The sequence below is a fragment of the Dyella acidisoli genome, from assembly GCF_030160295.1.
In the GTDB taxonomy this organism is placed as follows: domain Bacteria; phylum Pseudomonadota; class Gammaproteobacteria; order Xanthomonadales; family Rhodanobacteraceae; genus Dyella_B; species Dyella_B acidisoli.
Window position 1 is genome coordinate 73,434 of the sequence record NZ_BSOB01000004.1, and the last position, 15,338, is coordinate 88,771.

A 15,338-nucleotide genomic window follows, 5' to 3' on the forward strand; every position below is an offset into this window, starting at 1 on the left:
CCTCTGGAGGGGGGCCCTATAGGGGTGACGAACAAGATGGAAGGAAATCGACGTAGATCTTCCCCTCCCCTCAAAACTTGCGAAGAAACCTCGACTCGTCGTCCCGGCGAAGGCCGGGACCCAGGGACGTTGCTTTGACATCAAGACACTGGGCCCCGCCCTTCGCCGGGGCGACGGCTCAGGATTTTCAAGGATGGAACGCCATTTTCCGACCCTGACTTGCACTTCGATACAATTTCGATATATCGTTTCGACCGTCATTTAGATATATCGGAGTTATATCATGCGCGGACATTTCCTGTTTCATCGCTTCATGCATCGCCATCATGACGGTGGCTGTGGAGGCTGGCGTGAAGCCGGCGGGTACGACTACGAGGAGTACGCCTTCCATGGACGGCGCGGCCGGCATGGTGGGTTCGGGCATCACGGTGATTTCGGCGACTTGGGCGATCTGCAAGGCGGCGGCCGACGCGGCGGCGGACGCATGCTGGGTCACGGCGATCTGAAGCTGTTGTTGCTGGCGCTGATCGAGCAGCAGCCGCGCCACGGCTACGAGCTGATCCGCACCATCGAGGAAATGTTCCTCGGCCAATACTCGCCCAGCCCGGGCGCCATCTATCCGACGCTGACCATGCTGGAAGAGCTCGGCCATGCCTCGGTGGAGAACGAGCAAGGCGGACGCAAGCTGTATGCGATCACTGCCGAGGGCCGCGCGTATCTGGACGCCAATCGCGCGACGGTCGAAGCGATCATCGAACGCACACGCGAAAGTGCACGCATGTTCGCCAAGCTGTCGGTGCCGATGACGGTGCGCAAGGCGATGCATGCACTCAAACACGCCGTGTTGATGCGCGGTGGCGATTGGAAGGCCGAGGCACAACGCGTAGCCGCGATTCTGGAGCGTGCCGCAACCGAAATTGCATCCGGTCACAAGGACAAAGACAAAAGCGAGGACAGCGACAAGTGACGCGGCACGAACATCGCATGGTGCGGCATCAGCTGGCGATGCGCACGCTGGAAGTGTTGAGTTCGAAACGCATGACGCCGCACATGCAGCGCATCACCTTGAAGGGCGAGCAGTTGCACGGCTTTGTCAGCGCCTCGCCCGACGACCACGTGAAGCTGCTGTTTCCCAATGCGGATGGCGAACTGGTGTTTCCCGCACTGGGGCCGAACGGTCCGGAATTTCCGCCCGGCTCCAAACCTTCGCCTATGCGCGACTACACGCCGCGCGAACACGATGCCATGCGCAATGAGTTGATCATCGACTTCGTGCTGCACGGCGATGGGCCGGCATCGACGTGGGCCGAACAGGCCAAGCCTGGACATCGCATCGGCGTGGGCGGGCCGCGCGGCTCTTTTCTGATCGCCGACGATTTCGATCGCTACATGTTGATTGGCGACGAAACCGCCCTGCCCGCCATCGGCCGCCGATTGGATGAAATGCCAGCCGGTGCGCATGTGGTGGTACTGGTGGAAATTCCCGAGCGAGCGGATCGTCAGCCACTGGGTTCGCAAGCGGCATTCGAAGTGACGTGGCTGGAACGCAACGGTATCGAAGCTGCCAGCAGCGATTTGCTGGAAAGCGCATTACGTGAATTGCCGAAGTTGCCGGGCGATACGTTCTATTGGATTGCGGCGGAATCGCGTCGCGTGCGAACGATGCGGCGTTTTCTGGCAGAGGACCGTGGCGTGCCGAAGGAGTGGATTCGCGCGACGGGATATTGGAAGGCGGATGGGAGTGAGGAAGATGAGGATTGACGCCAGCATCAGCCCCCTCTCCCCCTCCGGGGAGAGAGGACCGTTTACGGCAAGCTTTAACGCACCGGCTTCACCCACGTATCGAACAACTCGTAAATCCGCCGATACTCGTCATACCACGCATCGGCATGCTCGAATTCATGCCGTTCCAACGGATACAGCGAGATCCAGAAATTCTTTTTGTGCAGTTCGACGAAGCGCTGATACAGGCGAACGGAGTCGCTGGCCAGCACGTTGTCGTCGATCAGGCCGTGGTTGATCAACAGTGGATCGCGCAGGTTTTCCGCATACGTCATCGGCGAGCTGATCTTGTAAGCCTCCGGATCGACCTGCGGCGTGTTGAGAATGCCGGAGGTGTACTGCGCGTTATAGGTCACCCAGTCGGACGGCGGACGCTGTGCTGCACCGGCAGCGAATTCGCCGGGTGCGCGCAGTAGCGCAATTTCGGTCATGAAGCCGCCATAGCTGCCACCGCAGATACCTACACGCTTGGGATCGACGCCATGGTTCTTCACCAGCCATGCCTTGCCGTCGAGCAGGTCTTCCAGTTCCGGGTGGCCCATCTGGCGATAGATCGCGGTGCGCCATGCACTGCCGTAGCCTTGGGAGGCGCGGTAATCCATGTCCAACACCACATAGCCTTCCTGCACCAGCATATTGTTGAACAGCTGTTCGTGCTGGTAGTACGTTGCGCCCTGCTTCACGTCCTGCAGATAGCCGGCGCCATGTACGAACAGCACGGCTGGGCGTGACGCCAACGCATTGGTTTCATCAGCCGGTCCGTAATACTTCGCATAGATCACACCGGCACCGTGCGTGGACGGCACTTCCACGATCTTCGGCTCGATCCACTGATGCGAGGAGAAGCCGGATTTCATGGTGTTGGTGAGTTCTCGCGGCGTGCCGCCTTCCGCGTTTTGCACAGCAAGTTGCGGCAACACGTAGGCGGACGAATGCAACACTGCCAGCTGCTTGTCGTCTGACGAGAGTGCGAACTGTTCCATGCCGCCGTACTGAGTAACGCGGTTGAGTTCGCCACCGCTCGTCGGCACGCGATAGACGTCGTAGCTGTAAGGCGCGGTCTTGTTCGCACTCAGGTAGAACCATTTGCCGTCATTGGACAGTTGCGGCTGGCTGACTTCGAACTTGCCGGAAGTCAGCGCCTTGGCAGCGCCGTCCACGGGTTTTGCGTAAAGCTGCGAATAGCCGCTTTCTTCGCTGAGGTACCACAGCGTGCGGTTGTCCTTGAGCCAGCCGAAATCATTGAAAGCCCAGTTGATCCATGCATCGTTGTGCAAGCGGTGTTGCGGCACCAGCGCGTGATGCGCGAAGTCGATGCTGGCGATCCAGCGATCTTTGTTGTCGATGGAAAGGAATGCCAGCGCTGCGTTGCGGCCGTCGTCGCTCCACACGATGCCGGCACTGTCGCTGTCCATGCTGTACAGGGTGACCGGCCGCACGTCCGGCGCCTTCAGTGCCTTGGCGTCATCGTCCTTGCCGGCTTTCTGCAGTTCGGCAACGGTTTTGGCGCGAATCGCCTTCAGCGGATCGTCCTTGATGCCGGGCAGGTTGTCGGTCGAGAGCGGGTAGGACTTGTGCGCGGCAAGATCGAGCAACAGCACCGATTGCGGCGCAGGATCATTGCGGCCGACATACGTGCGCGCCGCTTCGGTTTCGGTGAAGCCGGAATCGGTGACGTAGTGGATGACGTCGGGCGCCTTGCCGTCGTCGTGATGCGCAGGCTGTGTCACCACCAGCATCCAGTGGCCGTCGGGCGAAAGTTCGGTGTCGGCTAGCTGCTGCTTGTCGCCGAGATAGAAAGGCTGCGGTGCGCGCGAGGCGTCGGCCACAGCCAGTTCCTGTTCGTTGGCGTGCAGCGCATCCTTGTCCGCCTTGTCTTCGCGCAGCGATTTGAACAAATCGAGCTGCTGCTGGCCGAGCGCATCCGGCTTCTTGGCCTGCGGATCGTCGGCGAATTTCAGCACGGCAGCCGGTGACGTGACGCCGCTAGCGATGTCGTAGACATACCAGGTGTTGCTTTCGCGAAATTGCAGCGCGCGACCATCGGCCGAGAAACGCGGCGACGATTCCGGCAATGCACTGCGCGTGACTTGCGTGCGCCGACCGCTGCTCAACTCCACCAGGAACACGTCGCCATGGAAGATATACGCTGCATAGCGATGGGCACGGTCGTAGATGGCAGGGCCTTCTGCCCGCGCAGTGGCGGCGGCGTCCAGCTTGGTGCTCGTTCCGCTGGCGGGATCGATGCGATACAGATCGCGCACCGGGCTGCTGTCACGCTTGAGCCGGTAATACAGGCTGCGGCCGTCCACGCTCCAGTACGGATTTTCCACCGCGTGGCCCATCCAGTCCGGGTTGGCCATGATGGTTTCCAGATCGAGCTTTTGCGCGCTCGATGGGGCTTCTGCTGCCACAGGCAGTACGGTGAATGCGATGAGGCCGGCGAGCAGCAGTCGGCGCATGGGAGAGCTCCGGAGGTCGAAAATCGGCCAGCATAGCCAAGCGTCGGCGGGAGACAAGCGCCAAGGGTCCCGTTCCACGGGCCGGGAGCCGGATATAGTCTGAGCGGTCGGCCTTATCTAACGTCATTTCCAACGTCAAAAGGATTTCGGCATGCCCTCTTTCCTGCGTTGCCTGCCTGCCCTCGCCCTGATTGCAACCATGGTTACGTACGCGAACGACATACCGAAACCACCCGCATCACCTACGCGAACAGCCACCAGCAGCTTGCATGGCGTTACGGTGAACGATCCTTATCGCTGGCTGGAAAACCCGCAGGATCCCGCGGTCCAGGCCTGGATCAAGGCACAGAACGAACACACGGAAGCGGTGCTGGCGGCCATGCCGTACGGCAAGGCAATGACGGAGCGCGTGCAGCAACTCGCCATCACGTCCACTACGCGATCCTCACCGCTGCTTGCCGGTGGCACGCTGTTCTACATGCAGGAAACGCCACCGCAGCCGCAACCGCAGTTGATGGCGCAAGCGTGGCCGAATGGGCAGGCGCGGGTGCTGGTGGACGTCAATGCCGGCGACGGCAATACCGCGATCACCGGTTATTGGCCTTCGCCCAGCGGACGTTATCTGGCGTACGGCACGGCGGAAGGCGGTAGCGAGTTGACCACTGTGCACGTGCTGGATGTGCAGACCGGCAAAACCTTGAGTGACGCATTGCCTTATGCGGGCGGCGGTACCACGCCGGAGGGTGTGGCGTGGGATGCGAATGAGCAAGGCTTCGTGTACGTGCGTTTTTCGTTGCCGCCGGCCGGAGCCGAAGTGCAGCAGTTTGATGCGGCGTTGATGCATCACGTGTTGGGCCAGCCGATCAGTGCCGATGAAGCGGTCTTCGGCAGAGGCTATTCGAAGGTTGCCGAATACCGCCTGCTTACTTCACCGGGCGCCAAGCAGCTGGCCGTGCTCGCCAACATCGGTGACGGCGGTCCGGCCGAGGTGTATCTGCGCGAGGGTGAAGATTGGAAGAAGGTGCTGGGTCACGATGCAAACGTGCGCGAAGCGGCTTGGGTCGGTCAGCGTCTATTCGTGACAAGCTTTGCCGACGCGCCGCGCGGCAAAGTGCTTGCGGTGGATGCGCAAGGCAAGGTCACCACGGTGGTGCCCCAACACGAAGGTGCGTTGCAGGGCGTTGCGCCGATCGCGGATGGATTTCTCATCACACGCAGTTGGGGGCCGGACTGGTGGATCGAGCAATACGACGCGCAGGGCAAGTGGCTGCGCCGTCTGCCGCTGCCGGGCCACGGCATAAGCATCGACGGCATCGCTGCCGAACAGGGCCAGGATCATGCGTTGATCACGTACGACGGCTGGACTTTGCCCTCGCGCTGGGTCGACTACGACGCGAAAACCGGCGACCTGCACAGCGTGTTCGAAGTGAAGCCTGCTGCCGACTACAGCAACGTGGAAATGCATCGTATCGACGGCGTGTCGAAGGATGGCACCAAGATTCCCGTGACGGTGCTGGCACTGCGTGGCGTCACACCGAACGGTCAGCGCCCCACCATTTTGTACAGCTACGGCGGCTACGATCTTCCGGTCACACCGCATTTCATCGGCGCCCGCCTGGCCTGGCTGGAGCGCGGCGGCGTGTTTGCTTTCGCCAACATCCGCGGCGGTAATGAGTACGGACAGGACTGGCACGCGCAGGGTCAGAAACTGCACAAGCAGAATGTATTCGACGATTTCCATGCTGCTGCGCTGGCCTTGGTCGATACGCATTGGACCGACCGCAAGCACCTGGGCATTCTCGGCGCCAGCAACGGCGGCCTGCTGATGGGTGCGTCACTGGTGCAGCATCCCGCCGATTACCGCGCTGTGGTAGCGATGGTCGGCATCTACGATGTAATTCGCCATGAAACGAACTTCGCCAACGGTCCGTACAACGTCAGCGAAATTGGCACGGTAAGCGATCCTTTGCAGTTCAAGGCGACGCTGTCGTATTCACCGTTGCAGAACGTGAAGCCACATACCGGTTATCCCGCGGTGTTGATGACGACCGGCGCGAACGACCCGCGCGTGGCGCCGTGGCAATCACGCAAGTTCACTGCGGCACTGCAGAACGCAAGTTCCTCGGATCGACCGATTCTGTTGCTGACACGCATGAATGCAGGTCATGGCGTTGGCGCGCCGTTTAGTCAGCGGGTTGGGGATATGGCGATCATGCTGACGTTCTTTGCGCATGAGTTGGGGTTGTCGGCGCAGACGGCGTCGAGCGAGTGAATCTGCACGAGATTCAATCCCCTCCCCTGCTTGCAGGGGAGGGTTAGGGTGGGGTGACGCGAGCAAAGCTCGCGTTCGGCTGCGCCGGAACAATGTGAGGCACTGACGGAGCATCATCGCGAGAGTGCTTCACCCCACCCCAGCCCTCCCCTACTACACGTAGGGGAGGGGGCACATCGTGTGTGGATTACGCCAATCAGAACATCAAGCCCCACGAAACTCCCGCCGATACATCGACGGCGTCGTATTGAACGCCACGCCAAAATGCTGCCGCATCGACAACGCGGTGCCGAATCCCGCGCGCTCGGCGATGCGTTCGATCGGTTGATCGGTGGTTTCCAGCATGCGTTGCGCCAGGCCGAGCCGTTGCGACAGCAGCCATTGGCCGACCGTGGTACCCGTGTGCTGGCGAAAATGCCGCGTAAAGCTACGTCGACTCATCAGGGCGCGGGTGGCGAGCGAATCGAGCGTGTGGGTGTGGCCGAGATGTTGCGTAGCCCAGTGCAGGGTTTTGGTGAGCGGTGTGTCGGTCGCACGCGTGAGCACAGGCTGCTCGATGTATTGCGCCTGGCTGCCTTGGCGATGCGGCGGCACGACCAGGATACGCGCGATACGGTTGGCGATTTCGGCACCGTACTGCCGCCGCACGACGTGCAAGCAACAGTCGATGCCCGCAGCCGTGCCGGCAGACGTAACGACGTTACCCTGATCGACATACAGCACGTCTGGGTCGAGCCGCACTTTGGGGAAGCGCTGCCGGAAGAGTTCCGTCCAACGCCAGTGCGTGGTGGCGAGCTTGCCGTCGAGCACTCCGGCTTCAGCCAGCACATAAGCGCCAAGGCAAAGTCCGACGAGGGTGGCGCTGCGCTTGTGCGCGCGGCGCAACGCGGAAAGCAAGGGCTCGGGTGCGGATTCGTGCGGATTGCGCCAGGACGGCACCACGATCACATCGGCCTGCGACAGCTCGCGCAGGCCATGACGTGTGGCAATGCCGAAGCCGGCAGTGGTGCGCAATTCGCCCGGTTCTGCAGCGCAAACGCGAAGCTGGAATAGCGATTCCGGTTCGCCAAGCGTTTCGCCAAAAACAGCGCAGGGCACGGAAAGATGGAACGGGCGAATCTGATCGAAGGCAACGACGGCGACTTTGACAGGCTGCATGCGAGGATTCTCCGGCGGCTTGGCCCGATTCTATCGCTAAATGGCAATTGGGCCACTGCCGGGTCGCATGGCAGAAGCGGAAGATGCACTCACCGGGAGCACTCACGCTCTCTTTCACAAGGAATCGCCGTCATGAGCCATACCACTCCTCGCCGCGCGCTGGTCGTGATCGATGTGCAGAACGAATACGTTACCGGTGGCTTGCAGATTCAGTACCCGCCAGTCGCCACCTCGCTGCGCCATATCGGGCGCGCCATGGATGGTGCACGCGCAGCCGGCATTCCGGTGATCGTGATCCAGCAAACCTCGCCCGCCGACGCGCCGCTGTTCGCCATGGGCACACCGGGATGGGAGCTGCACGAGACGGTGGCCAAGCGCCCGCACGATCACTATCAGCGCAAGCTTTTGCCCAGCGCCTTCGCCGGTACCGATGTGGCCGACTGGTTGAGTGAGCACCAGATCGACACGCTGACCGTGGTCGGCTACATGACGCACAACTGCGACGACACCACCGTCAAGCATGCGTTCGATCGCGGATTGCAGGTGGAATTCCTGCACGACGCTGCGGGCACCGTGCCCTATGCGAACCGCGCCGGGTTTGCCAGCGCGGAGGAAATCCATCGCGTGTACAGCGTGGTGCAGCAGTCACGCTTCGCGGCGGTGTTGAGCACGGACGAATGGCTGGAATGCATTGCCACGGGGCGCGTGCCGGAGCGGGATACGATTCATGCTTCGCATCAGCGTGCGTTGGCGCTGCTGGCGCAAGGTGCGGCAGCATGAGGCTCAACAACAGCAGCGAAGAACCTGGCTCCCTCTCTCCTTCGGGGAGAGGGTTGGGGTGAGGGGTCACGCTCGCCTGATCTCGCCCGCAACACCTCGACATCGTCATTCCCGCGAAAGCGGGAATCCATTTTTAGCTTTCACATCGGAGCAACATGGATTCCCGCTTTCGCGGGAATGACGACCATGAGGGTGAGCAGGTTTCCTTGCAAGATTGCCCCCTCACCCCTCTCCCAACAGAGAGAGGGAACAGAGTGTCGTGCTGCTACGATGCCATTTCGAATCACTCCCCTCATGCTGCTATGTCCTTGCTCCCCACCGTCGAATCCGAAACCGCCGCCAACCCCGTCTATAGCATCATCTGGCTGCACGGCCTGGGCGCTGATGGCCATGATTTCGCGCCGATCGTGCCGGAGCTGGTTGTGCCCGAGTGGCCGGCTATCCGCTTTGTGTTTCCGCATGCGCCGGTGCGCCCCGTGACCATTAACAACGGCATGGCGATGCGCGCGTGGTACGACATCTATGGTTTCGATCTGCTCTCACAGCAGGACGAGGCGGGCACCCGTGAATCCATTACGCAAGTGGAAACGTTGATCGCCCGCGAACAGGAACGCGGCGTGCCGAGCGAGCGCATTCTGCTGGCGGGGTTTTCACAGGGCGGCGCGATTGCATTGGCGACGGGCTTGCGGCACGCGCAGAGGCTGGCGGGCATCGTCGCGTTGTCCACGTACCTGCCGATCGCCCATACGCTCGCCAACGAGCGCAGTGCGGCGAATGCGGGTGTACCGATTTTCTGGGGGCATGGCACTTACGATCCGGTGGTGGCGCTGCAGCGTGGTGTGGAATCGCGCACCACGCTGGAAGCACTCGGCTACAGGGTGGATTGGCATACCTACCCGATGCCGCACTCGGTTTGCCCGGATGAAATTGCAGATCTGCGCCGCTGGATCGGCGAGCATCTGCGCTGAAAAACGGCCAGATCTGCAGGCATACTGCACGCATGCCAGGGGCCACTACCAAACCATCCACCCAGCCGCACAGTCCGCTGCCGGATTTCTGTAGCTTGCCGGTCATTTCCGCGCTGCTGATCGTTGGCGCACTGTGCGTCACCCTGGCCTGGCTCGCGCCACAAAGTACGCGTGGCTGGCGCGGTTACAGCGTCGGCATGTTGTTCGTGGAATGGGTGGCGATGGTGATTGGCGTGGCGCTGTGCAAGTTGCGCCCGTGGTTGCTGCGCCTGCCGGGCCTTTTGCCGTATGCAGGCGTATGGCTGGTGATGGTGCTGATCGTGGTGATCGGCAGCGTGCTGGCGCAGTGGATGGACGGCACGCTGGAGATGCGGCTGATTCCGGCTGACTCCTCCACGTTCGTGCGCAATAACGCGATGATTGCTGCCCTGCTTGGCGCGGCGATGCTGCGTTATTTCTACGTGCTGGCCGAATGGCAGGCGCGCTTGGCGGCGGTGGCGCATGCGAAGGTGGAAGCGTTGCAGGCACGCATTCGACCGCACTTTTTGTTCAACAGCATGAACACGGTGGCGGCCCTGGTGCGGGTCGATCCCGAAGCGGCCGAACGCACGGTGGAGGATCTTTCCGAGTTGTTCCGTGCTGCACTGGGACAGGACGATACGCACAGCGGCACACTGGGCGAGGAACTGCAATTGGTCGATCGCTATCTGGCCATCGAGCAGTTGCGGCTGGGTGAGCGCCTGCGCGTGCAACGCGATCTGGACGATCTGCCGATCGATGCGTCGATGCCGGTGCTGCTGCTGCAGCCGCTGGTGGAAAACGCGGTACGTCACGGCGTTCAGCCGTTGCGTGAAGGCGGCGAGATCGTTCTGCGCGGTGCGCGGGAGGGATCGATGATGCGGATCGAGATCAGCAATCCGCTCGCCGACCGGCCAGCCATCGGCGGTAGTGGGCATGGCCTCAACAATGTGCGTCAGCGCGTGACTTATCATTTTGGGCCACGGGCAAGCGTGGAAGCAGGCCCGCAGGAGAATTGCTTTGTGGTGAAGCTGCATCTGCCGATCGTAGGGGTTCCCTCAAATCATGCGCGTACTGATCGTTGACGACGAACCGCTGGCGCGGGCACGACTCGATGCCTTGCTGAGGGAATGCGCGGACGTGGATGTGGTCGGCAGCGTGGGCGACGGCGAAGCCGCACTGGCAGCGCTTTCGGAAACACAGCCTGATCTGCTGCTGCTCGACATCAACATGCCGGGCATGGATGGCAAGGCCCTGGCCGCCCGTTTGGCCAATCGCACGCGCCCGCAGGTGGTGTTCTGTACGGCGTACGAAGCGCACGCCGTGCACGCGTTCGACCTGGGTGCGGCCGATTACTTGCTGAAACCCGTACGCGTGGAACGCTTGCGCGATGCACTCAAACGCGTCCGCCAACGGCTGGATGCGCAGCCGCGCGAACCCACCGGCTGGCTGCATGCACGCGTGCGTGGCGAGCCGGTCCGCATCGCGCTGGATGAAGTGATCTGCCTGCTGGCAGAAGAGAAATACGTGGTGGCGCATCGCGCGGGCGATCAGCTGCTGCTCGACGAATCGCTGCGACAGCTCGAGGAAACCTATCCCGATCTGATCCGCCTGCACCGCAACTGCCTGGTACCGGCGCGCCGCCTGATCGGCCTGAAAACGCTCACTGATGGCCGCGTGCTGGCGCGTCTGGCCGGTACCGATTTCAGCCCGGAAGTGAGCCGCCGCAATCTGCCCGCTTTGCGCAAATTGCTGCGTATGGGTTGAAGTGGCTGGGAGTGAGTAGGCTGGGATGATAATCCCAGCTTTGTTGCGGCTACTGATGCTGGGATTTCATTCCAGCCTACGCGATTGCTGCGCGTGAGTTGACGAGTGCGCGACAATGATAGCCGCCATCGTTTCCGGAGCCGTCATGTCGCCTTCTCTCCTCCGCATCGCCACCCGCAAAAGTGCGCTTGCCTTATGGCAGGCCGAACACGTGGCTGGCTTGCTGCGTGCAGCACACCCGGGGTTGCGGGTGGAGTTGGTCCCATTGACCACACGTGGCGACGAAATCATCGATAAGCCGCTGGCGACGATCGGCGGCAAGGGTTTGTTCCTCAAGGAACTTGAGGTGGCGATGTTGGAAGGTCGCGCGGATCTCGCCGTGCATTCGCTCAAGGATGTCCCCGCGGAACTGGAACCCGGCTTCACCCTGCCCGCCGTCCTGCCGCGCGCCGACGCGGCCGATGCGTTCGTCAGCAACGATTACGCCGATGTGACGGCGCTACCGCTAGGGGCGCGTGTCGGCACCTCATCCCTGCGTCGTCAAGCGCAATTGCGCGCCGTGCGACCCGATCTGGAATTGCTCGACTTGCGTGGCAACGTCGGCACACGTTTGCAGAAACTCGACGCCGGCCATTACGAAGCCATCATCCTCGCCTGCGCCGGCCTAGAGCGACTCGGTTTACATGCGCGCATCCGCAGCCGCATGAGCGCACCGAGCTGGTTGCCTGCACCCGGCCAGGCGGCCATCGCCATCGAAGCACGCTCGGATCAGGCTGACGTGCTCGAAGCCCTCGCCGTGCTGGACGATGCCGATACACGCTTGGCTGTTACCGCCGAGCGGGCGATGAATCGTGCTTTGGGTGGAAGCTGCACGGTGCCCGTCGGAGCGTGGTGTACGGTGACGGAGCATGGGTTGCATCTGCGCGGCATGGTGGGCGACGTATCAAGCGGTCGTCTACTGCTGGCCGAGGCCTCGGGTAACAGCAGTGACGCCACGAAGCTTGGTAACGATGTAGCACAGGCCTTGTTTGCACAAGGTGCTGCAGATTTCCTTGGTCATTAAAAAAGCGGGCGCAAAGGCCCGCTCTTTCAAAGCGACAATACAAAAATTCAAAGGTCGAATTTCTGGTTGTACTGCAGATAGAAGAAACGATCGATGTCGAAATTCGGATCATACGGCGGGCTACCCGAACCCGTCTGCACGACGCTGTAGTAGAACGGTCCCTTCTTGTTGAAGATGTTGTTCACGCCCAGTGAAACAACGCCTTTCCATGGGGTGGTGTAACGCACCTGGGCGTCATTGAAAGCCACCGAACCCTTCCGCGAGATGCCGTAAGCGCCAATCCAAGGATTGGTATACGTGGGATTAGCACATTCGATCATTGGCGTTCCTGGAGGACTGCCATAGCTGTTGCTGTAGCAGGTGTCTTTCAAGCCTGAGTAATACCGAACGGTCCAGCTTGCACCAAATTGCTTGTAATCCCAGTCTGTCTGGAAGGTGGAACGAATGCGGTACAAGCCCTGCTCGCCGTTCATGAAGCCGGCGAGATCTTGCGGGACTGCGCCAGGGCCGCTGGTTTGCTGATATTTGGTGAGATACGTGCTGTCTGACGAGATGCGGAAGCGCCCGAACGACGTTTCCGGCAAACGATAGTGAATGCCTAGATCGTAACCGCTGGTGGTTATCGAACCCAAGTTGTACAGGGTTTCCGTGAGGCTACTGATGGCTCCTGTGCTATCACGCGTGAAACTGTTGCAGAAGCTCGAAATGTTCTGCACGTAGCAGTAATCCAGAATGCCGCCCGCAACCACACTGGTAATGGCGTTCTTCAGACGGATGTCGTAATAGTCCAGCGACATATCTAGGCCGTCGACATAGTGCGGGCTGTAGACCACACCAAAGGTGCGCGTGGTGGATTTTTCCGGTTTCAGGTTTGGATTGGAGCTTGCGAGAAAAGCGTTAGGCGTCTGACCGCCCGCTGCGCTGGTGATCGCACCACCGGATTGATCGATCTGGCGGTAATTGGCCGGTACGCCAGCTGCCGCACACCGCCCCGCAATCGAAGGATTGCTGGCCGCGGCACCGTACACGCTATCGCATGGATCAAGGAACGTTTCGAAGCTCTGCCCCGTGCCGCTATAGAGATCGTTAAGCGTTGGCGCGCGGAAGCCTTGTGCATACGTGCCACGCACCAATACATCCTGGATCGGCCGCCAGCGCACGCTGTACTTGTTGTTGGTCGTGCTGCCGAAACTGCTGTAATGCGAATAGCGGCTGGCGATGTTGATGCCGAATTCCTGCGCACCCGGTAGGTCGCGCAACAGTGGTGCGTCGAGTTCGATGTAAGCCTCGTTGACATCGTAGCGACCATTGGTCGGCTCGCTGGCCAGATTGGTGGTGAGGCCGGCGGAATCGTTGGGATCGGGCGCGAAGTAACCTTTTTCGCGACGATGCTCGATGCCAGCGGCCACGCTGAATGTGCCGCCGTGAGGAATGTCGAACAGGCCACCGCTCACGTTTGCCGTGACGTCGTCGGTCTGGCTCATCTGACGCGCATTGCCGACGTAATTCACGTAGTCCCATACGCTCTTTGGCGTGTTGCCAGGACCGGCAAGGATGTTCCAGGGAACGCATCCACCTGTCGGGTTCGCACAAACGGGCTGACCGTCCGGACCTGCAATCGCATTCAACGCATTATCGGCATTAGGCAAATATAGGTTGCCCGTGGAAATTTGACGGATGCGCGTTTGCGCGAAGGTGTAGCCCGCATCCCAGTTCCAGTCGTGACCGAGGAAATCGAAGTAGCCTTCGATGCCTGCGTCTATATGCGTAAGACGCGAATTGGTCCATGTGATGCGCGGCATTTCAGAGGTGCGGCGCACGAAATCCGTTTCAGAGCCTGGGAACGGGTTGTAATAGGCGTCAGGATTAAGGGTCCAGGAAAATGGATAACCTGCGAGCTGGCTGGAACTGTTGCGGCTGCTGTAGCTAGCGGAACCGCGCAGCGTGATGCTGTCGGTCAGCTTGTAGCGTTCTTGCAAGAACAGGTTCTTTAGCGAGGTGCCCGCGCGGAAGGTCATGTCCTTGCTGGCGTTGTATTTGTCCGCTGTACTGGAGGAATCGTAGAGGTGGTAGTTAGCTAAATCTGCGCTATTCGTGCTGCCGTGATTGATGACATACGCCACTCCCGTATTGGGATCAAAAACGCGGCCATAAGGACCCGTACCCAATCCGGCATCCGGATGACGCGGACCTTGCGCATAAGCCGTGATGTCACGGCTGCGATCCCATGTAGGCTGCTCGTCCTGATAGGAGGCGCTCAGGATGAAGGACGACTTTTGGGTGGTATGCCCCCAGGTGAAATCCCCGTTCTTCTGCTGGCCATCGCCTTTCTGGTTCTGGCCGTAATAAGCGTTGAATTCCGCACCGTCGAAATGCTCGCGCGTAACAATGTTGACGACGCCACCGATCGCATCGGAACCGTACACCGAAGAGGCTCCGTCTTTCAGCACGTCGATGTGATCAATGATGGATACCGGAATCGTAGAGAGATCGGTTAGCCCAGTGAGGCTGGTGCTCCAGCGACGACCGTTGACCAACACTAGCGTGCGTTGTGAACCGAGATTACGGATATTGACGTAACGTCCGCCGATATCCATGCCGGAGGACAATGTGTCCTGCGGTGTGATATCGGGTGTACCGATAGAAGGCATCCGCGCCAGAATGTCGTTGACGTTAGTCAGACCCGTCGCTTTGATCGCCTGACGATCCATGGTGAACACTGGTTGCGAAGTTTCCACATCCACACTGCGGATATGAGAGCCGGTCACCGTGATGACCTCGAACTGTTTTGCCTTGTCGGCGCTAGGGCCTTGCGCACCGTCTTGTGCTCCCGCACTCCACGCACAAATCATAAGCGCCGCAGCAATGGCAGATGCCATACGGTTCTTGTAACTCATCGATGCACCACTCCCTCAGACAATACGTGTTTGCGGCACGCGTGAAGTGCGCAGCCGGCTTTACGAAAAAATGACGTCCAGCCAGTTTTCGCGATGCCGTGTCGAAGGAGTAGCGGACACCGGCATTCAAATGTGTATGCCTGCACTGACAACGGTGAGCGGGATTAACCT

General features: G+C 60.6%; 11 protein-coding genes. 8 read left to right on the forward strand and 3 right to left on the reverse strand.

Annotated elements, in window-relative coordinates:
* Nucleotides 1-283: 283 nt before the first annotated feature.
* Nucleotides 284-967, forward strand: coding sequence for a PadR family transcriptional regulator (locus QQJ86_RS01260; RefSeq protein ID WP_284319081.1), 684 nt, complete (start codon nucleotides 284-286; stop codon nucleotides 965-967).
* Nucleotides 964-1,761 carry a siderophore-interacting protein gene (locus tag QQJ86_RS01265; protein ID WP_423372869.1) on the forward strand — a complete coding sequence of 266 codons (798 nt, stop codon included), beginning with the start codon at nucleotides 964-966 and terminating at the stop codon, nucleotides 1,759-1,761. Before QQJ86_RS01260 ends, QQJ86_RS01265 begins: the two co-directional genes overlap by 4 nt.
* Nucleotides 1,762-1,817: 56 nt before the next feature.
* Here QQJ86_RS01265 and QQJ86_RS01270 read toward each other — a convergent pair whose 3' ends face one another.
* The gene (locus QQJ86_RS01270; RefSeq protein ID WP_284319082.1) at nucleotides 1,818-4,244 is read right to left on the reverse strand and encodes a S9 family peptidase; all 2,427 of its coding nucleotides are present in this window, start codon (nucleotides 4,242-4,244) and stop codon (nucleotides 1,818-1,820) included.
* A gap of 151 nt (nucleotides 4,245-4,395) precedes the next feature.
* Here QQJ86_RS01270 and QQJ86_RS01275 point away from each other — a divergent pair, with 151 nt between their 5' ends.
* On the forward strand, nucleotides 4,396-6,516 hold the full coding sequence (locus QQJ86_RS01275; protein WP_284319083.1) for a prolyl oligopeptidase family serine peptidase: 2,121 nt from the start codon (nucleotides 4,396-4,398) through the stop codon (nucleotides 6,514-6,516).
* Between the two features lie 204 nt (nucleotides 6,517-6,720).
* On the opposite strand, the gene QQJ86_RS01280 is transcribed toward QQJ86_RS01275, so the two are convergent.
* Nucleotides 6,721-7,674: a GlxA family transcriptional regulator gene (locus tag QQJ86_RS01280; protein WP_284319084.1), complete on the reverse strand. Its 954-nt coding sequence runs from the start codon at nucleotides 7,672-7,674 to the stop codon at nucleotides 6,721-6,723.
* A gap of 132 nt (nucleotides 7,675-7,806) precedes the next feature.
* Here QQJ86_RS01280 and QQJ86_RS01285 point away from each other — a divergent pair, with 132 nt between their 5' ends.
* The 5 genes from QQJ86_RS01285 to hemC all read left to right on the forward strand — a co-directional run bounded on the left by QQJ86_RS01285 (nucleotide 7,807) and on the right by hemC (nucleotide 12,270).
* On the forward strand, nucleotides 7,807-8,454 hold the full coding sequence (locus tag QQJ86_RS01285; RefSeq protein ID WP_284319085.1) for a cysteine hydrolase family protein: 648 nt from the start codon (nucleotides 7,807-7,809) through the stop codon (nucleotides 8,452-8,454).
* 302 nt (nucleotides 8,455-8,756) lie between these two features.
* The gene (locus QQJ86_RS01290) at nucleotides 8,757-9,422 is read left to right on the forward strand and encodes an alpha/beta hydrolase (protein WP_284319086.1); all 666 of its coding nucleotides are present in this window, start codon (nucleotides 8,757-8,759) and stop codon (nucleotides 9,420-9,422) included.
* Nucleotides 9,423-9,454: 32 nt separating this feature from the next.
* Complete coding sequence (locus QQJ86_RS01295; protein WP_284319087.1) at nucleotides 9,455-10,525, forward strand: sensor histidine kinase; 1,071 nt, start codon at nucleotides 9,455-9,457, stop codon at nucleotides 10,523-10,525.
* Entirely contained in the window at nucleotides 10,506-11,207 is a 702-nt protein-coding gene (locus QQJ86_RS01300; protein ID WP_284319088.1) for a LytR/AlgR family response regulator transcription factor, read from the forward strand. Before QQJ86_RS01295 ends, QQJ86_RS01300 begins: the two co-directional genes overlap by 20 nt.
* 145 nt (nucleotides 11,208-11,352) lie before the next feature.
* Nucleotides 11,353-12,270, forward strand: a complete 918-nt coding sequence (gene hemC, locus QQJ86_RS01305) for a hydroxymethylbilane synthase (RefSeq protein WP_284319089.1) — start codon at nucleotides 11,353-11,355, stop codon at nucleotides 12,268-12,270.
* Nucleotides 12,271-12,317: 47 nt separating this feature from the next.
* Here the strand turns inward: hemC and QQJ86_RS01310 are convergent, their stop codons facing one another.
* The gene (locus tag QQJ86_RS01310; RefSeq protein ID WP_284319090.1) at nucleotides 12,318-15,167 is read right to left on the reverse strand and encodes a TonB-dependent receptor plug domain-containing protein; all 2,850 of its coding nucleotides are present in this window, start codon (nucleotides 15,165-15,167) and stop codon (nucleotides 12,318-12,320) included.
* Nucleotides 15,168-15,338: the final 171 nt, after the last annotated feature.